The sequence below is a fragment of the Streptomyces sp. NPDC006925 genome (assembly GCF_042869575.1).
Lineage (GTDB): Bacteria > Actinomycetota > Actinomycetes > Streptomycetales > Streptomycetaceae > Streptomyces.
This window is the reverse complement of sequence record NZ_JBIAGB010000011.1, coordinates 121,045-137,700: the sequence shown is the minus strand read 5'-3', so window position 1 is coordinate 137,700 and position 16,656 is coordinate 121,045. Positions and strand designations below refer to the sequence as shown.

Below are 16,656 nucleotides of genomic sequence, written 5' to 3'. Positions count from 1 at the left end.
GGCGGGCCTCAGCTTCTGTTCCGGGTCATGTGGCGCATCAGGACCTCCTGGGTGGCGTCCGCGCGGGCGACCTCGGCCGTGAGCCGGCCCTCGGCCATGGTGTAGACGCGGTCGCACATCCCCAGCAGTTCGGGCAGTTCGGAGGAGATGAAGAGCACGGCCTTGCCCTGTGCGGCGAGTTCGTCGATGACGGTGTAGATCTCGTACTTGGCGCCCACGTCGATCCCCCGGGTCGGCTCGTCGAGGATCAGCACCTCGGGGTCGGCGTGGATCCACTTGCCGAGCACGACCTTCTGCTGGTTGCCGCCGGAGAGCCGGCCGACCTGCTCGTGCACGGTGGGCGCCTTGATGTTCATGGAGGTGCGGTAGCGCTCGGCGACGGAGCTCTCCCGGTGCTCGTCGACCACGCCGTGCCGGGCCAGCCCGCCCAACGAGGCCAGCGAGATGTTGCGGTTGATGGTGTCGATGAGGTTGAGGCCGTACTGCTTGCGGTCCTCGGTGACATAGGCCAGGCCCGCACCGATCGCGGCGGGGACGGTCCTGGTGCGCACCTCGCGGCCGTCGATCCGCACCGTGCCGGACTCGTAGCGCCCGTAGGAGCGGCCGAAGACGGACATCGCCAGCTCGGTGCGGCCCGCGCCCATCAGCCCGGCCAGCCCGACGATCTCACCGCGGCGCACCGTCAGGGACACGTCGTCCACGACCTTGCGCTGCTGGTCGACGGGGTGCCGTACGGTCCACCCGGACACCTCCAGCGCGGTGCTGTGCTCGCCCCCGTACCGGGTGCGCTCCGGGAAGCGGTGGTCGAGATCGCGGCCGACCATGCCCCGGATGATGCGGTCCTCGGAGAGTTCCGGGGCGTCGCCCGGGTGTGCGCGGACCGGGAGCGTCTCGATCGTTCGGCCGTCGCGCAGGATGGTGACGGTGTCGGCGATCCGGCGGATCTCGCCCAGCTTGTGCGAGATGACGATGCTGGCGATGCCCTGTGCGCGCAGCTCCCGGATGAGGGCGAGCAGGGTGGTGCTGTCCTCGTCGTTGAGCGCGGCGGTGGGCTCGTCCAGGATGAGCAGCTCCACTTCCTTGGACAGCGCCTTGGCGATCTCCACCAGTTGCTGCTTGCCGACGCCGAGGTCGGCGACGGGGGTCTGCGGGTTCTCCCGCAGACCCACTCTCCGCAGCAGCCCGGCCGCCTGCCGCATGGTGGCGCCCCAGTCCACGAACCCGCGTCCGGCGAGCTGCTCGTTGCCGAGGAAGATGTTCTCGGCGATGGACAGGAAGGGCACCAGTGCCAGCTCCTGGTGGATGATGACGATGCCGCACTGCTCGCTGGCGCGGACGTCCTTGAAGGCGACCGGCTCCCCCCGGAAGCTGATCCGGCCCTCGTAGCTGCCGTGCGGGTGTACCCCGCTGAGCACCTTCATCAGCGTCGACTTGCCCGCGCCGTTCTCCCCGCAGACGGCGTGGATCTCCCCGGGGCGCACGGTCAGGTTCACCTCGCTGAGTGCCGTGACGCCCGGGAAGGTCTTGGTGATGCCCCGCATCTCCAGGACGGGGCGGTCCTGCCCGGTGTCGCCGCCGGCCGCGCTCACTTGAGCTGCCCTGCGGTGAAGTAGCCCTCGTCGACCAGGAGCTGGGTGTTCGACTTGTCGACGGAGACCGGTTTGAGCAGGTAGGCGGGCACGACCTTCTTGCCGTTGTCGTAGTCGGTGGTGTTGTTGACCTCGACCTTCTTGTCGTTGAGCAGCGCGTCGCCCATCCGCACGGCCTGCTTGGCCAGCTTGCGGGTGTCCTTGAAGACGGTCTGGGTCTGCTCCCCGGCCACGATGGACTTCACCGAGGCCAGCTCGGCGTCCTGACCGGTGACCACGGGCAGCGGATGGCGCTTGCTGCCGTAGCCGGCGCTCTTGAGCGCGGAGATGATGCCGATGGAGATGCCGTCGTAGGGCGAGAGGACCGCGTCCACGTCGGTGCTGCCGTAGTTCTTGCTGATCAGGTCGTCCATCCGCTTCTGCGCCGTGCCGCCGTCCCAGCGCAGGGTGGTCGCCTGGTTCATCTTCGTCTGCTTGCTGCGCACCACCAGTTGTCCGGTCTTCAGGAAGGGCCGCAGCTTCTTCAGCGCGCCGTTCCAGAAGTACTTGGTGTTGTTGTCGTCCGGAGAGCCCGCGAACAGCTCGAGGGTGTAGTGCTTGTCGGCGTCCTCGTCCGGTTTCTCCAGTTCGAGCCGGTCGAGAATGTACTGGCCCTGGAGTTCGCCGACGCGCTCGTTGTCGAAGGACGCGTAGTAGTCCACGTTCTTCGTGCCGAGAATGAGCCGGTCGTAGGAGATGACCGGGATGTGGGCGTCGGCGGCCCGTTTGAGGACGTTGGTGAGCGCCGAGCCGTCGATGGCGGCGACGACCAGCAGCCGGTGCCCCTTGGTGATCATGTTCTCGAGCTGGGCGACCTGGTTCTCGACCTTGTCGTCCCCGTACTGCAGATCGGTCTTGTACCCGGCCTTGCGGAACTGCTCGGCCATGTTCCTGCCGTCGGCTATCCACCGCTCGGAGGACTTGGTGGGCATGGCGAGGCCGATCGTGCCGCCCTTGCCCTTGTCCGGCCGGTAGCGGCTGCCGCCGCGCGCTTCCTGGCCGCAGGAGGCCAGTGCGGCGACGAGCGCGGCGGCCAGTACCGCGGAGACGGCGGTACGGCGTCTGCGGGTGCGCATGGTCAGTTCCCTTCGGACTCGGTGTGCTCGAAGCGGTGCAGCGGCCCCGGCAGCCGGGCGCCGGGCGGGGACATCCCGTCCGCGGCGCCGTGCCGGGCCAGCAGGTCCAGGGCGAGCCGGCCGCGGCGCACCCGCTCGCGCGCCGTGTCCAGCACGGCAGCGCGCAGCTGCCGCCCGGACGGGTAGACGCCGGGCGCCCTGGCCAGCCCGAACTTCAGGTAGAGCGGGGCGCCGCGCCGGATCAGCTCGGCCAGTTCGTACATCCGCACGTAGCCGCCCAGGTCGTCGGGAGCCTCGATGTACATGTCCATGGGCGCCGCGCTGACCCGCCGGATCTCGGTGAGGTGGTCGGGCGTCAGATCGCTGGGCACGTTCAGCGAGTCGGCGCCGAGCCGCTCGTAGACGGCGTACGAGGCGGGGTTGACCGGCCCGATCAGCGCCGAGACCTTCAGCGTGGTGCCGGCGGGCAGGATGCCGGCGGCGCGGGCCCGGTGCAGCGTCCACAGCACCCCCTCGTCGGCGACGAGCAGGCAGCGCACCCCCAGTCCGGTGGCGCGCACCGCGTCCTCCACGCACCCGGCGAGCGCGCTGTGGCCGCGGGCCCGCAGCCCGGCGCCGCCGGAGTCGGTGCGGGTGGCGGCTCCGGTGTCCCAGGTGCCGCGCGGCCCGGTGAACAGGCACAGCTCGATGTCCCGTTCGGCGCACGCCTGGACCATCTCGGTGATCTCGGCGTCGGTGAGCATCCAGATGCCGCTGCCCTGGCTGATGCGGTGCAGCGGCACCTCGAGCCGCGCCGACTCGGCCAGGACGACGGCCAGCGCCTCGGGTCCCTCGCAGGAGGGCACCTCGGTGCGCCAGCGGCCGCCGTCGGGGAAGGCGTGCGGGGAGGTGTCGGCGGGTTCGGGCGGGGAGGGGGGCAGCTCCAGCGCGGTGAGGGCGGGTTCACCCGGCAGTCGGGGTGCGGTGCTGGTGGTCACGGGGCTCCTTCGGTACGGGGCGGGTGGCCGTGCGGGGAGGGAGGGCGTGCGGGGAGGGAGGGCGTCAGGGGTGCAGCAGCACCTTGCCGACCGCGGGATCGCCGTCGGCCACGAGGGCGACGGCCTGCTCGAACTCGGTGACCGGCAGTCGGTGGGTGACCAGCGGCAGCGGATCCAGCAGTCCGCGGGCGAAGGCGCGCACCGCGTGCGCCCAGGCGGCGGGCGGGGCGCCGAAGACGGTATCCACCCGCAGCGCGCCCAGGACGAGCGCGGCGGGGTCGAGTTCCGCGGCCCCGGCGGGCGGGATCCCGGTGAGCACCAGCCGTCCACCGCGCCGCAGCAACCCTGCCGCCTGCCGCGCCGCACCGGGCACCCCCGCCGCCTCGACCACGGTGTCGTAGCCGCCGAGCCCGGTGGTCTCCCGGTGGTGCCGGTAGCCGGTGGCGCCGAACCCGGCGGCGAGCTCCGCACGTCCGGGTCGGGCACCGGTCAGCAGCAGCTCGGCGGGCGAGCCCGCGGCCAGCAGCCGGACCGCGAGCAGCCCCAGGGTGCCGTCCCCGACGACGGCCACCCGGTCCCCGGCGCGGACGCGGGCACGCAGCGCGGCGGCCGCGGCGCAGGCAGCGGGCTCCAGCAGGGCCGCCGCCGTCAGATCGGCGTCGTCCGGCAGCAGGTGCAGCAGCCGGGCCGGGAGGGTGAGGGTGGGAGCCATGGCGCCGGGCTCGGTGAAGCCGGTCTCGGCGTACCCGGCGGTGCACAGCGTGGTCTCGCCGGCGCGGCAGCGGTCGCACAGCTGGCAGTTGCGGAACCCCTCCCCCACCGTCTTGCGGCCCACGAGCGTGCCGGGCACCCCGTCGCCGACCGCTTCGACGGTGCCCGACCACTCGTGACCGGGCGTCACCGGATAGCGCGCGTACGGCGCGGGGCGGTTGCCCTGGTGCAACTCGCGGTCACTGCCGCAGATCCCGGCGGCGTGCACCCGGACCCGTGCCTCGCCGGGGCCGGGCGGGCGCGGGGTGTGCGGGGCGAGGCGGACGGTGCCGGGGGCCTCCAGGACGACGGCGCGGCCGTCGCCGACGGCAGCGGTCCCGGTCACCGGCCGGCGCCGCTCGGGTCGCGGGTCTCCCAGCCCTCGGCCCACAGGTCGAAGTGGGCGCGCTGCTGGGGGAACTCCGCGGCCGCGTCGGTGTCCAGCTCCACTCCCAGGCCCGGTTCCCGGGAGAGCGGGAAGCAGCCGGTCGCGGGGTCCACCTCGGGTGCGCCCCTGACCACCTTCCTGATCTCGGCGTCGGCGAAGTCGTTGAAGTGCTCCAGCACCTTGAAGTTGGGTGTGGCGAAGCCGACCTGGAGGCTGGCGGCGGTCAGCACCGGGCCGCCGACGTTGTGCGGCGCCACCAGCGTGTAGTGGGTCTCGGCCGTGGCCGCCAGCTTGCGGGTCTCGGCGATGCCGCCGAGGTGTCCGAGGTCCGGCTGGACGATGTCGGCGGCCTGGCTCTCGAACAGCTCGCGGAACTCGATCCGGTCGTGGATGCGTTCGCCCGTGGCCACCGGCATGTCCACCTTGTCCGCGACCTTCGCGAGCGCCTTGAGGTTCTCCGGCGGCACCGGCTCCTCCAGCCACGCGGGCCGGAACGGCGCCATCTCGCGGGCGAGCCGGACGGCGGTGGCGGGCGCGAATCGGCCGTGCATCTCCAGCATGAGTTCCGCCTCGGGGCCGATGGCGTCGCGCACCGCCTCGATGAGGGAGACCGCGTACCGCGTCTCGGCGTGGGAGAGCTCCAGGTGGCCGGTGCCGAACGGGTCGATCTTCAGGGCGCGGTAGCCGCGCGCCATGACCTCCCGGGCCGCCCGGTGGTAGGCGTCAGGGGTGCGTTCGGTGGTGTACCAGCCGTTGGCGTACGCGGGGACGGCCTCGGTGACGTTCCCGCCCAGCAGTTGCCACACGGGCACGCCCAGTGCCTTGCCCTTGATGTCCCAGCAGGCCGTCTCCACGCAGGCGATGCCGGACATCACGATCTCGCCCGCGCGCCCGTAGTCCCCGTACTTCATCCGTCGGACCAGGTCCTCCGTACGGAAGGGGTCGGAGCCGGCGATGTGGTTGACCTCGGCCTCCCGCAGATAGCCGAGCAGCGCTTCGGTGCGGCCCAGCATCCGGGTCTCCCCGACCCCGGTGAGTCCTTCGTCGGTGTGGACCTGGACATAGGTCAGGTTCCGCCAAGGCGTCCCGACCACGTGGGTACTGATACCGGTGATGCGCACGAGAGCCGCTCCTGAGGTCGTCCGCCATGTTCGAGATTTCGACACGTGTTCGAAATAGCGATGTGACACTAAGGAGGGCCCAGGGGGGTGTCAATGGCCGGAACGAGCTTTTCTGCGCGATCTGCTGAGTGAGCGTGAGCGGCTTTGTTGCTCGCTGTGCGGAGTCCTCGTGCGCGCGGTCAGGGGCGCGGGGTGATGCTGCTGTGCACCCGGTAGCGCGGCGGCTCCTGCCCCGCGCGCGGCGGACACAGCCGGACGGCGACCGGCCCCGCGAAGCTGAAGCGCCGCTCGGCGGCGTGCCGCCGCACCTCGGACGCGAGCCGCTCACCGACCGGCCCCGCCTGGCCGGCCAGCCGCGCGTAGCTCTCGGACGGCAGTTCCAGCTCGAAGGCGTTGGGCACCACAGTGCGGCCCCGGGCCACGATGACCGCCTTCGCCTCGCACTCGCGGCGCAGCACCTCCAGCACCTCCACCGGCTCCTCGGCGCCGTGTGCGAACAGCCGCCACAAGGAGTCGGAGAAGCGCTCCATCCTGCTCTCGACCTCACGGAAGAACGTCATCGCTGCCCGATTCCCCTTTCGCGCCCGAGCATGTTCCCCCGATCAGGTGGTCCGGGCAGCTCGGATGGAAACGCGCGTACGGACGGGGCGGCACCCGGTGGCACACCGTTCACCACTCGCCCGGGTGCGCACCACATCCCGCGGTGCGCACCACGTTGCCGCCGGCCGCGAAACCGCGCCGGCGGGCGGGCAGGCAGAAGGTCGGGAGTCCGCCCGGTCCCCGCAGGACTCGGCGGCCCCCGCCCCGGCCGCTGTTCCTCGCGGGCGGCACCCGGGTCCGGCGCCGACCGGCGCCGGACCCGGGCCGGGCGGCTCAGCCGCGGCGCGACTCGGTGTGCAGACCGAGGGCCTGCGCCAGCTCCTGCACGTTGGTGAAGCGGGTGTCGGCGGGGAGCCCCGCGGCCATGTCCACGAGCCGGTCCGGGGCGTGCTCGGCACGCAGCGCGTCCAGTACCTCCGCGCGCCCGGTCGGGTACAGATGGCGGCCCAGATACTGGGCGATCTCCGAGCGCAGCTCGACATCGCGGGGCGTCATCCCGGCGGGCGTGCCACCGGTCCGCAGGGACTGCGGGTCCCGGAAGGGCTCGGGCTGGTCCTCACCCGAGGGCTCCATCTCCCGCCCTTCCTCACGGTTGGACCGCAGGTCTCCGCGGAGCCGCTTCTTGGCCTCGTCGTCCTTGATCGGTCCGTTCTTGTCGTTCTCCTGCATGGTGTGCTCCTTACGCGCTGAGCAGACAGAAGGAGGCTCCCTTGGGATCGCGGAGCGTCACGGTCCGCCCCAGGGGTCCGGCCCGGGGCGGGGTGGCGACGGCGCCGCCTTCCCGTTCCGCGGCACTCAGCGCCGCGTCCAGGTCGGGTACCCGGAAGTACGGCTCCCATCGCGCCCGGATGCCCGGATCGGGCGGCGCCTCCAGGGCGCCGCCGCGCAGCCCGGCCACCGGGGCGCCGTCGACCCGCACGACGATCTCGTCGTACTGCTCCTCGTAGGTGACCCCGTGGCTCGGGTCGGCCATCCAGTCGAAGATCTCCCCGTAGAAGACGGCGGCGGCGAAGGCGTCGGAGGTGTGCAACTGGAGCCAGGCGGGCGCGGGGCCGGACCCCACCCACCAGGAGGCGGGCCCGTCGCCCTGCCACAGGCCGAACGGCGCGCCCCACCGGTCGGCGGCGATGACGGCACGGCCGCCTCCCGCACGCAGTGGGCCGACCGCGACGGTCGCCCCTCGCTCGGCGATGCGTTCGGCGACCACGTCGGCGTCCTCGACCTGGAAGTACACCGTCCAGCGCTCGGCCTCGGGCCCGGCACCGGGGGCGAGCTGGTTGATCCCGGCGACCGGCTGACCGGCCACCGTGGCGATCCGCCGGTCGGGCCCCGCGTCCGAGGTGACGAACGTCCAGCTCAGCACCGGCCCGTAGAACTCCTCGGCGGCCCGTTGATCGGGGGTCATCAGACTCACCCAGCAGGGCACTCCGCCGACCGCAGCCATGTGACCGCCTTCCCGCCGCGTGGGGCATCGCGTGTGCTCCACTCAGGGTACATACGGCCGCGTACCAGGCATAGCGGACACCTTGCCGAAGGCGCGCCCGCCGTGCGCGCCACACCCCGCCGGAGAGGCCGTTCCCCCCGCCCGGGCCCGCACCCGGGAGAGCCTGTACACACCAGTACGTACAGAACGGTGAACCCGGCGGCCGCGCGGACGGCGCGCACCCCGGAAGGAGCGGACCAGGCGGGCCTCAGGGCAGAGTCAGGACGCGGGGGCCCTGGTCGGTGACGGCGACGGTGTGCTCGACGTGGGCGGCCCGGCTGCCGTCGGTGGTCAGCAGCGTCCAGCCGTCGGCGCCGGCGCGGTAGGCGTTCCGTCCACCCGCCATGAACATGGGTTCGATGGCGAGCACCAGGCCGTGGCGGAGCGGGAAGCCGCGGCCGGGACGGCCCCGGTTGGGCACATGGGGGTCCTCGTGCATACTGCGGCCGATGCCGTGCCCGCCGAAGTCGGCGGGCATACCGCAGCCGGCCTGCCGGGCGACGGTGTCGACCGCGTGCGAGATGTCGCCGAGGCGGCCACCGGCCTGCGCGGCGCCGATACCGGCTTCCAGGGCCCGGCAGGTGGCGTCGATCAGCTCGCGGTCCGCGGGGCGCGGGGTGCCGACGGTGAAGCTGACGGCCGCGTCACCGGTCCAGCCGTCGAGCCGCGCACCGCAGTCGAGGCTCACCAGGTCGCCGTCGCGCAGCCGGTAGTCGGTGGGGACGCCGTGCACCACGGCGTCGTTCACGGAGGTGCAGAGCACGGCCGGAAAGGGGGTCGACGCGAAGGAGGGCCGGTACCCCAGGAACGGGGAGTCCGCTCCCGCCTCGGCCAGCACCGCACGGGCCGCCTCGTCCAGCTCCCGCAGGGACACCCCGATCCCGGCCGCCTCCCGGGCCGCGGCCAGGGCGCGGGCCACCACCCGCCCGGCCTCCCGCATCGCGTCCAGCGCGGCGTCGGTCTTGATCTCCACCATGTGCTGCGTCTCCCCGCCTCACCACTACCCAATACTTATACCGGTATTAGTATCACAGTCATGGTGAGGACTCCTTTGACCCCGGAGGAACGGGAACGCGGCGAGCGGTTCGGCCTGCTGCTGCGTCAGGCCCGCGGCAACAGGAGCATGACGGAGGTGGCGGCCGCCGCGGGCGTCTCCGCTGAGACACTGCGCAAGATCGAGACCGGCAGGGCGCCCACCCCGGCGTTCTTCACCATCGCGGCCCTGGCCTCGGCACTGCACGTGTCCCTGGACGCGCTGGCCGCGGGATGCGCACAGGATCCGGAACGGGAGGAGGCGGCGCTCTCGGCCTGACGGCAGAAACCTGCGCGCTGGGCCGCCGCGACGTGGAGCACCGTTCACGCAGATGACAGCCGCAGAGCGGATCGTAAACGGGTGGTCCGGGGCGGCAAGGGTCCGCGATCATGAACCGACCGCGCCTCCGTCGAAGGACCACGCCCATGCCTGTGCCGGCCGATCCGACAGTGCTCCACCCGATGCCCGGGCAGCCGCGGGTGGTGCTGCTCAAACCGCTGGTGACGTCCCCGCTGATCGAGGTCGGCGAGTACTCCTACTACGACGACCCGGACGATCCGACCGCGTTCGAGACGCGCAACGTGCTGTACCACTACGGCCCGGAGAAACTCGTCATCGGCAAGTTCTGCGCACTGGGCACCGGCGTGCGGTTTCTGATGAACGGCGCCAACCACCGCATGGACGGGCCCTCGACCTTCCCCTTCCCCACCATGGGCGGCGCATGGGCGGAGCACTTCGACCTGCTCACCGGGCTGCCCAGCCGGGGCGACACCGTCGTCGGCAACGACGTCTGGTTCGGCCACGGCACGACGGTGCTGCCCGGCGTGCGGATCGGACACGGCGCGATCATCGGCTCCGGCGCCGTGGTCACCAAGGACGTACCCGACTACGGGATCGTGGGCGGCAATCCGGCCCGGCTCCTCCGCACCCGGTACAGCCCGGAGGACGTCGCCCGGCTGCTCGCGGTCGCCTGGTGGGACTGGCCCGCGGACCACCTCACCGCCCATGTGCGGACGGTCATGTCGGGCAGCGTCACCGAGCTGGAGGCCGCCGCACCGCGGACGTGACGCTCCCGCAACTCCGGCGCCCCGCACGGCCCCCGGCTCCCCGCACGGCGCCGGAGACGGCGCCGCGGGAAAAGGGAGTGCCCGCGGGCCGGGGCGGGACTACAGTCACACACATGTACTTCTGCGCTCAGATCTACGGCTGACACGGCCGGGGCAACGCCCCGCCACTCTCCGGCACCCCCCTGTGCGCGCCCCGTCCGGTACCGCCGGGCAGGCCGGCGCGCGGGGCCGCCGTGTCCTGTTCGCCGCAGATCTGAAGTGAGTGATCACCCTTGTCCCGTCGCCGTGCCCATATCGCGATGGTCGGCATCCCCGCCGTCAGCCACGTCCTGCCCAGCCTCGAGGTCATCCGCGAACTGGTGGCCCGCGGCCACCGCGTGACCTACGCCAATGACCCGGCGGTGGCCGACCTGACCGGGGCCACCGGAGCCGAACCGGTCGTCTGCACCTCCACGCTGCCGGTCGCCGACAACAACTGGCCCGAGGACCCCATCGCCGCGATGGACCTCTTCCTCGACAACGCCGTACAGGCGCTGCCCCAGCTGCACGCCGCCTACCGCCATGATCCGGCGGACCTGTATCTGTACGACATCGGCGGCTACGCCGCACGCGCGCTGGCCGAAACGCAGAACCGGCCGCTCCTGCAACTCTCCCCGACCTTCGTGGCATGGGACGGCTACGAGCAGGAGATCGGGGCGCAGTTGCGGCAGCTGCCGGGCGCGGAAGCGCACCGGGCCAAGTTCGCCCGGTGGCTGGCCGGCTGCGGAGCCGCCACCACCGATGTGGACGTCTTCGCCGGCTCTCCCCCGCGCGCCCTGGCGCTGATCTCCCCGGCGATGCAGCCGCACGCCGACCGGGTCGACTCCCGCCGGGTGGACTTCGTCGGGCCCTGCTTCGATCCGGCCGCGTCCGCCGACCAGTGGACCCGGCCGGCGGACGCGGAGAACGTGCTGCTGATCTCCCTCGGCTCGGCCTGCACCCGGCGACCCGAGTTCTACCGCCGGTGCCTGGCGGCTTACGGCGACCTGCCCGGGTGGCATGTCGTCCTCCAGATCGGCAAGTACACCGACCCGAAGGAACTCGGCACCGCCCCCGCCAACGTCGAGGTGCACCCCTGGGTGCCGCAGCGGGCGATCCTGGAGCAGGCGGACGCCTTCGTCACCCACGCCGGGATGGGCGGCTGCGGCGAAGGGCTGCTGGCGGGCGTCCCGATGATCGCCGTGCCGCAGGCCACCGACCAGTTCATGAACGCCGACCGGCTGGTGGATCTGGGCGTGGCCCGCCGGCTGGACACCCCGGAGGCCACCGCCGAGGCGCTGCACACGGCGCTGCGAGAACTGGTCACCGACCCGGAGGTCGCCCGTCGTTCGGCACTGCTGCGCGCGCAGGCCCGGGCCGCGGGTGGCACCACGCGCGCCGCCGACCTCGTCGAGGGGATGCTGGCCTGATCCCGCCTGCGGCCGGGCACCGGGGCGCACCCCGGTGCCCGGCCGCACCCCGTCTCGGCGTCCGAGGCGTCCTCAGCGCTCCAGCAGGAAAGTGGCGATCTCCCAGGGTCGCAGCCGCACGGCGACGGACTCGTCCTGCACCGACAGCGCGCCCTCCTCGACCGGCCGCCCGAGCAGATCGCAGCGCCGCGCGTACCGCAGCCCCGGCAGCGCGAGCCGCGCCGGCACCCGGTGCGGGACCTCGGCGACGACGCGGACCTCCAACCGCCCCTCCCGCTCCCGCAACGCGCTCAGCACCACGCCCTCACCGGCGAGGGTGAACCCCTGCCCCGCGCCGGGCAGCGGGGTGGCGGCGGGCGCGGCGCCGGGCAGCGCGGTGAAGGGGTGCCGGAAGGACTCGGCGGCGGTGTGCACCCCCGACTCGTGCCACTCCCCCGGGTACGGCAGCACGCCGAAGGTCACCGTCCGCGGTCCGCGGCACTGCGCCTGCGGGGTGGCGAACTCGCCGCCCGCGGGCTCGTCGCGCCACGCATTGCGGTTGCGGGACATCATGCCGGTCGGCCGCAGCAGGGTCAGCGCCAGCTCGCCGCCGTCCGCGACCAGTTCGTACTCGGTGGCGTGCTCCAGCAGCACGGCCGCACCGCCCGCCGCGACGAAGGCGGCAGCCGGGAAGGTCGGCAGCGGCTCCTCGCCGAAGCCGCCCTCCGCGGTCAGGCCCCGCTCGACCACGGCGAACTGGCCCTCCGCGTGCGAGGCCCGGGCGCGGCGGGGCAGCGGGACGTGCAGCCGCACGCGGTGGTCCTCGCTGCGGTTGTCGAAGGAGACCCGCAGCCGCACGAACCGCTCGCCGGAACGCAGTTCGACGCGGGTGAGCACGGTCGTCGGCTCGGTGGCGGCGGTGCGGCCGTCGGCGGCGACGTCACCGGCCGCGGGCCAGGAATAGCGGCGCTCGATCTCGTACGCGCCCAGCAGCGGGCCCTCCGCGAGCCGGCGGACGGTGACCCCGGTGGGCCGGTCCACCAGCACGTCGTGCCGGGGCGGGGCGTAGTTGTAGGTGTCGCCCAGGTCGCCGCCGTCCACCACCCGACCCACGCCGGTCAGTTCGATTCCGTCCGCGGTCCGCACGGTGCAGGTGCCGTCCGCGCCGGGCTCCACGGTGAGCAGGCCGTTGGTGAGCGCGCCGTCCGCCGCGCGCACCGGGTGCGCGGGCTCGGGTGCCGCGCCCGGTGCGGCGCGCACGGCCGTGTGGCCCAGCGCCGGTGCCGGGACCGCCGCGACGATCCGCTGCCGGGGCTCGGCCTCGATGACCACCCGCCAGTCGCCCTCCGGCCGCGCGGCGGACAGCGCGTCCCGGACCTCGGCGACGTCGAATCCGGCCTCGCTCCTGCGGGCGACGGTGAAGCGCAGCAGCCGCTCGGCGGGGTCGAGGTGCCAGGAGGTGATCTCCTGCCCGTACAGCTCGCTGCCGTGCACCCGCGCCAGCACGGTGGGCAGCCGGTCGGCCGGAACGGTGTCGTCGGCCAGTAGCGTGGGCGCGCCGGCCGTCCGCTGGGCGGGGAGGACGGTGCCGTCCGCGGCCGCCAGGTGCACGGGGCCGTCGCCCGCCACGTCCAGCTCCACCAGGTCGGTGCGGGGCGCGGGCGTCGGGTTGAGCAGCAGATGCGCATCGTGCGGGACCTGCGCGGTCAGCCGCTTGCCGACCATGTCCCGCACCGCCAGGCCCAGTTGTTCGGCCTCCGCGATGCGTGCCGCGACCTGCTGCGCGGTCTCGTCGCAGCCGCAGCCGGTGACGGAGTCGTGGCAGGAGACCTCGATCAGGCGATGCCAGGCCATCTCCAGGAAGCGCTGTGCCGCGTCGTCGAGCCACAGCGCGGCCGGCGGCTCGGCGTACCGCTCCACGGCGCGTTCGGCGCGGGCCATGGCCTGCTTGAGCGGGGCGCGCGCGGAGAGGACGCCGGGCAGGATGTTGGCCCGCGCGTGGCTGCGCAGTTCGCCGTGCACGGCCCGCAGGCCCGCCGTGCCGGCGGGCTGCGCGGCGAAGTACTCGGCCATGGTCGCCAGCCGCAGCCGGACCCCGCCCTGGGCCGGCTGCCGCCGGTTGTGCCGCTCCAGCAGGTCGGCCAGATCCGCGGCGGGCGCGGTGTGGTCCGAGCCGTACATCGCCAGCATCGGGGAGCCGTCCGGGCGCCAGGCGCGGAGCGCCTCGGCGACGGCGCCGGCCTGCTCGGCGACCCGTGCCGGGTCGTCGAACAGGCCCGCCGCGCTGCCGTATCCGCCCGCGGCCAGGTACTCGGTACGGACGGCCGTACCGTCGGGCGCGGTCCAGGCGAAGACGTGGCTGTCCACGGAGGCCGGGACGCCGCGCCACACACAGGCGTGTTCGAGCCCGGCTCCGCGCAGGATCTGCGGCATCTGGGCGCAGTGCCCGAACATGTCGGGCAGATAGCCGACCGGAAGCGACCCGCCCAGCTCCTGGCTGCGGCGCAGCCCGAGTTCGAGGTTGCGGACGATGTTCTCGCCGGAGCAGAGGAACTCGTCCAGCAGGATCTGCCACGGTCCGACGGCAAGCCGGCCCGCGGAGACCAGTGCCGCCAGCCGTGCGCGCCGCTCGGGCCGGACCTCCAGGTAGTCGTCCACCGCGACGGCCTGCCCGTCGAGGGTGAAGCGCTGCCGCGGGTCGTTCTCCATGCGCTCCAGCACCTCGTCCAGCAGCCCGATGAGCTGGAGGCGGAACTGCTGGAAGGGCAGGTACCACTCCCGGTCCCAGTGGGTGTGCGGCACGATGACGAGTTCGTCCGTGCCCTGTTGTGTGACGCTCATGCGGTTGCTGCCTCTCCTTCGGAGGGGAGCCGGTGGTGGGCCGCGTACGCCGCGACGGCGCGCTGCGCGGTGGTCAGGTCCTGCAGCGCGCCCTCGGTCCCGGTCCGCGGCGGGGTACCCTCGGTGACCATCGCGTGGAAGGCGGCCAGCTCCTCCTCGAACGCCTCGGTCACCGAGCGGTGTTCGGCGCGCCGCTCGGTGTGCGGCCCCTCCCCCGGGGCTCTGGAGGTCTCGGTCAGCAGGGTCGGCGCGTTCATCAGATACGGCGAGGGGAAGGCCAGTTCCAGGGTGCCGCTCTCGTGGTGGACGGCGAAGGTCTCCCGGTAGGCGGCGTGCCCGGGCAGGAAGTGCCAGCGGATCGCGTAGCGGGCGCCGCCGGGCAGCCGCCCCGACAGTTCGACGGAGCCGGGGCCTTCGGCGGAGGCGCCCCACATGGCGGCCAGGTCGACGGTCTCGGGGGCGCCGGCTGCGGTCCGCAGGAGCGACAGGTCGTGGCTGATGGAGCCGATGACGATGTGGTAGAGCGAGCGCATTTCCGGGGTGGCGGCGCTGCCGAGCGCCGCGTCGGTCAGCGCGTCGTCCCGGGCCGTGAGCGCGGCCAGTTCCGCCGGGTCCGCGTCGCCGCCGGGCGCGGGCAGCCGGGCGAAGGCGAGCTGGTCGGGTCCGGTGGGGTGCAGTACGCACACCTCGGCGGACCGGACGCGGGAGGGCCCGCCGGCGTCCGCGAGCAGCGCCGCCAGCCTCCGGGTGGCCGGGTCGTACTGCTTCATGTAGCCGACCATCAGCCGCGGGCCGCGCCGCTGGGCGCGTTCGGCGTCGGCGATGCGGGCCGCCTCGGCCCGGGTGAAGGCGAGCGGCTTCTCGCACAGGACGGCGTGTCCGGCGCGCAGCGCGGCCTCGGCGGCCGGACCGTGCGAGCCGGAGGTCAGCAGCACGACGGCGTCGAATCCGCCGTCGGCGAGCAGTGCTTCGGTGCTGGTGTGCCGGTGCTCGGGCGGTACGCCGTACCTGTCCCCGAGCTCCGCGAGGGCGCTCGGGGACAGGTCGCACAGCGCGGTGATCTCGAACAGTTCGCGGCGCCGCTCCAGCAGCGGCAGATGCGCGGTGCGTGCGATGGCCCCGAGCCCGGCGACGGCGATGCGCAGTGGCCGGCCGGCGGGCGTGGCGGTGGCGGGGGTCATGAGTGCGGCCTTTCCTGACGGAGCGGTTCGGGCGGTGTCCGGTGCGGTGCCACGGGCGGCGGATCGCGCAGCAGGCTGCGCAGCAGGGCGCTGTTCGCCTTCTGCTGTGCGGCGATGCGGCCCTGGTCCATGTCCATGTCCATGTCCATGTCCGCGTCCCGGCCCTGCTCGTGGCCCGGACTCCGGCCCGGGTCCTGGTCGTGGGGTGGGGCGTCCTGCTCGACGACCAGCCAGCCGCCGTAGTCCGCCGCGCGCAGCGCTGCCAGGACGGCGGGGAGGTCGATGTCGCCCTCGCCCAGTGCGGGGAACCCGCCCGCGGCGACCACCGACCACAGGTCCCCGCCGGCGCGGCGGACCCGTTCGTGCACGGCGCGGTCCGCGTCCTTGAGGTGCACCTGGCGGATCCGGGGGCCGAACTCGGCCACCGCGGCCACCGGATCGCCGCCCGCCAGCCACCAGTGCCCGGTGTCCAGGCACAGCGAGACATCGGTGCGGGAGAGCAGCCGGCGGGTCTCCTCGGGGGTTTCCACCGCGGTGCCCAGATGCGGGTGGAAGACCGGCTCCAGCCCGCGCTCCCGGCACCGGTCCGCGGCCCGCTGCACATCCGCGGCGAAGTCTCCCCACTCCTGATCCGAACGGCCCGAACGGCCCGGGCCGTCCGGGCGGTCCGAGGGCAGCCGGTCCGGGCCGAAGGGCATGCCCGGGGCCGCGAAGCGCTCCGGGTCGGCGGGGCAGGCCAGGGTGGGGCGCGGCGCGAAGAGCGCGTCGTCGACCGGGACGGCGGTGAAGGCGTCCAGGGCCCGGTCGAGGGCGCGCAGGTCGGCGGCGAACGCGGCGGGCTCCGCGCCGTAGCGCAGATCGGCCCAGCCGCCCGCGAGGGAGAGGCCGTGCCGGGCGAGGCGACGGGCCAGCGCCTTCCCCTCGCCGAGGTAGCCGATCGGGCCGCTGTCGGTTCCCCGGTAGCCGTGGTCGCGGAAGGCGGCCAGCAGGCGGTCCGGTGGGAGCGGGTGGTCGGGGCGGTATATCCCGTAGGAGACGGGGGCGTTGGCGATGCGGACGCGCATGGGTCCCTTTCGTCGCGCCG

The 16,656-nt window shown here is 73.6% G+C and carries 15 protein-coding genes; 3 read left to right on the top strand and 12 right to left on the bottom strand.

The genetic code is table 11. From position 1 onward, the window contains the following. Nucleotides 1–8: 8 nt before the first annotated feature. From mmsA to map, 9 genes are all read right to left on the bottom strand, one after another. Nucleotides 9–1,541 (bottom strand): multiple monosaccharide ABC transporter ATP-binding protein, encoded by a 1,533-nt coding sequence (mmsA, locus tag ACFYNS_RS17375; RefSeq protein ID WP_388603724.1) that lies wholly within the window; start codon nucleotides 1,539–1,541, stop codon nucleotides 9–11. Between the two features lie 44 nt (nucleotides 1,542–1,585). Then, on the bottom strand, nucleotides 1,586–2,704 hold the full coding sequence (chvE, locus tag ACFYNS_RS17370; protein ID WP_360293116.1) for a multiple monosaccharide ABC transporter substrate-binding protein: 1,119 nt from the start codon (nucleotides 2,702–2,704) through the stop codon (nucleotides 1,586–1,588). Nucleotides 2,705–2,706: 2 nt separating this feature from the next. After that, nucleotides 2,707–3,681: a hypothetical protein gene (locus tag ACFYNS_RS17365; protein ID WP_360293119.1), complete on the bottom strand. Its 975-nt coding sequence runs from the start codon at nucleotides 3,679–3,681 to the stop codon at nucleotides 2,707–2,709. Between the two features lie 64 nt (nucleotides 3,682–3,745). Next, complete coding sequence (locus ACFYNS_RS17360) at nucleotides 3,746–4,777, bottom strand: zinc-binding dehydrogenase (protein ID WP_388603620.1); 1,032 nt, start codon at nucleotides 4,775–4,777, stop codon at nucleotides 3,746–3,748. After that, nucleotides 4,774–5,940, bottom strand: coding sequence for a mandelate racemase/muconate lactonizing enzyme family protein (locus tag ACFYNS_RS17355; RefSeq protein ID WP_360293123.1), 1,167 nt, complete (start codon nucleotides 5,938–5,940; stop codon nucleotides 4,774–4,776). The genes ACFYNS_RS17360 and ACFYNS_RS17355 overlap by 4 nt, the downstream gene beginning before the upstream one ends. A gap of 179 nt (nucleotides 5,941–6,119) precedes the next feature. After that, nucleotides 6,120–6,500, bottom strand: coding sequence for an FhaA domain-containing protein (locus ACFYNS_RS17350; RefSeq protein ID WP_388603617.1), 381 nt, complete (start codon nucleotides 6,498–6,500; stop codon nucleotides 6,120–6,122). A 313-nt stretch (nucleotides 6,501–6,813) separates the two neighbouring features. After that, a complete protein-coding gene (locus ACFYNS_RS17345) occupies nucleotides 6,814–7,209 on the bottom strand; it encodes a DUF2795 domain-containing protein (protein WP_360293128.1) in 396 nt (131 codons plus the stop codon). A 10-nt stretch (nucleotides 7,210–7,219) separates the two neighbouring features. Further along, on the bottom strand, nucleotides 7,220–7,984 hold the full coding sequence (locus tag ACFYNS_RS17340; RefSeq protein ID WP_388603613.1) for a VOC family protein: 765 nt from the start codon (nucleotides 7,982–7,984) through the stop codon (nucleotides 7,220–7,222). A gap of 247 nt (nucleotides 7,985–8,231) precedes the next feature. Then, complete coding sequence (map, locus tag ACFYNS_RS17335) at nucleotides 8,232–8,999, bottom strand: type I methionyl aminopeptidase (RefSeq protein ID WP_360293133.1); 768 nt, start codon at nucleotides 8,997–8,999, stop codon at nucleotides 8,232–8,234. 60 nt (nucleotides 9,000–9,059) lie between these two features. On the opposite strand from map, the gene ACFYNS_RS17330 reads away from it, so the two are divergent. The 3 genes from ACFYNS_RS17330 to ACFYNS_RS17320 all read left to right on the top strand — a co-directional run bounded on the left by ACFYNS_RS17330 (nucleotide 9,060) and on the right by ACFYNS_RS17320 (nucleotide 11,571). Then, entirely contained in the window at nucleotides 9,060–9,335 is a 276-nt protein-coding gene (locus tag ACFYNS_RS17330) for a helix-turn-helix transcriptional regulator (protein ID WP_360293135.1), read from the top strand. Between the two features lie 146 nt (nucleotides 9,336–9,481). Next, nucleotides 9,482–10,123, top strand: coding sequence for a CatB-related O-acetyltransferase (locus ACFYNS_RS17325; protein ID WP_360293138.1), 642 nt, complete (start codon nucleotides 9,482–9,484; stop codon nucleotides 10,121–10,123). A 299-nt stretch (nucleotides 10,124–10,422) separates the two neighbouring features. Next, a complete protein-coding gene (locus ACFYNS_RS17320) occupies nucleotides 10,423–11,571 on the top strand; it encodes a macrolide family glycosyltransferase (RefSeq protein ID WP_388603721.1) in 1,149 nt (382 codons plus the stop codon). Nucleotides 11,572–11,643: 72 nt separating this feature from the next. Here ACFYNS_RS17320 and ACFYNS_RS17315 read toward each other — a convergent pair whose 3' ends face one another. The 3 genes from ACFYNS_RS17315 to ACFYNS_RS17305 are packed head-to-tail and all read right to left on the bottom strand — an operon-like array spanning nucleotide 11,644 to nucleotide 16,636. Continuing rightward, a complete protein-coding gene (locus ACFYNS_RS17315; RefSeq protein ID WP_388603610.1) occupies nucleotides 11,644–14,391 on the bottom strand; it encodes an alpha-mannosidase in 2,748 nt (915 codons plus the stop codon). Further along, nucleotides 14,388–15,572, bottom strand: a complete 1,185-nt coding sequence (locus ACFYNS_RS17310; protein WP_388603607.1) for a Gfo/Idh/MocA family protein — start codon at nucleotides 15,570–15,572, stop codon at nucleotides 14,388–14,390. The genes ACFYNS_RS17315 and ACFYNS_RS17310 overlap by 4 nt, the downstream gene beginning before the upstream one ends. Next, nucleotides 15,569–16,636, bottom strand: a complete 1,068-nt coding sequence (locus tag ACFYNS_RS17305; protein WP_388603605.1) for a sugar phosphate isomerase/epimerase family protein — start codon at nucleotides 16,634–16,636, stop codon at nucleotides 15,569–15,571. Before ACFYNS_RS17305 ends, ACFYNS_RS17310 begins: the two co-directional genes overlap by 4 nt. Between the last annotated feature and the right edge of the window lie 20 nt (nucleotides 16,637–16,656).

Excerpts from the sequence above, each read along its gene's own strand:
- mmsA (WP_388603724.1), bottom strand. The coding sequence starts at position 1,541 with ATGCGGGGCATCACCAAGACCTTCCCGGGCGTCACGGCACTCAGCGAG.
- chvE (WP_360293116.1), bottom strand. The coding sequence starts at position 2,704 with ATGCGCACCCGCAGACGCCGTACCGCCGTCTCCGCGGTACTGGCCGCC.
- ACFYNS_RS17350 (WP_388603617.1), bottom strand. The coding sequence starts at position 6,500 with ATGACGTTCTTCCGTGAGGTCGAGAGCAGGATGGAGCGCTTCTCCGAC.
- ACFYNS_RS17345 (WP_360293128.1), bottom strand. The coding sequence starts at position 7,209 with ATGCAGGAGAACGACAAGAACGGACCGATCAAGGACGACGAGGCCAAG.
- ACFYNS_RS17340 (WP_388603613.1), bottom strand. The coding sequence starts at position 7,984 with ATGGCTGCGGTCGGCGGAGTGCCCTGCTGGGTGAGTCTGATGACCCCC.
- map (WP_360293133.1), bottom strand. The coding sequence starts at position 8,999 with ATGGTGGAGATCAAGACCGACGCCGCGCTGGACGCGATGCGGGAGGCC.
- ACFYNS_RS17330 (WP_360293135.1), top strand. The coding sequence starts at position 9,060 with ATGGTGAGGACTCCTTTGACCCCGGAGGAACGGGAACGCGGCGAGCGG.
- ACFYNS_RS17325 (WP_360293138.1), top strand. The coding sequence starts at position 9,482 with ATGCCTGTGCCGGCCGATCCGACAGTGCTCCACCCGATGCCCGGGCAG.
- ACFYNS_RS17320 (WP_388603721.1), top strand. The coding sequence starts at position 10,423 with ATGGTCGGCATCCCCGCCGTCAGCCACGTCCTGCCCAGCCTCGAGGTC.
- ACFYNS_RS17315 (WP_388603610.1), bottom strand. The coding sequence starts at position 14,391 with ATGAGCGTCACACAACAGGGCACGGACGAACTCGTCATCGTGCCGCAC.
- ACFYNS_RS17310 (WP_388603607.1), bottom strand. The coding sequence starts at position 15,572 with ATGACCCCCGCCACCGCCACGCCCGCCGGCCGGCCACTGCGCATCGCC.
- ACFYNS_RS17305 (WP_388603605.1), bottom strand. The coding sequence starts at position 16,636 with ATGCGCGTCCGCATCGCCAACGCCCCCGTCTCCTACGGGATATACCGC.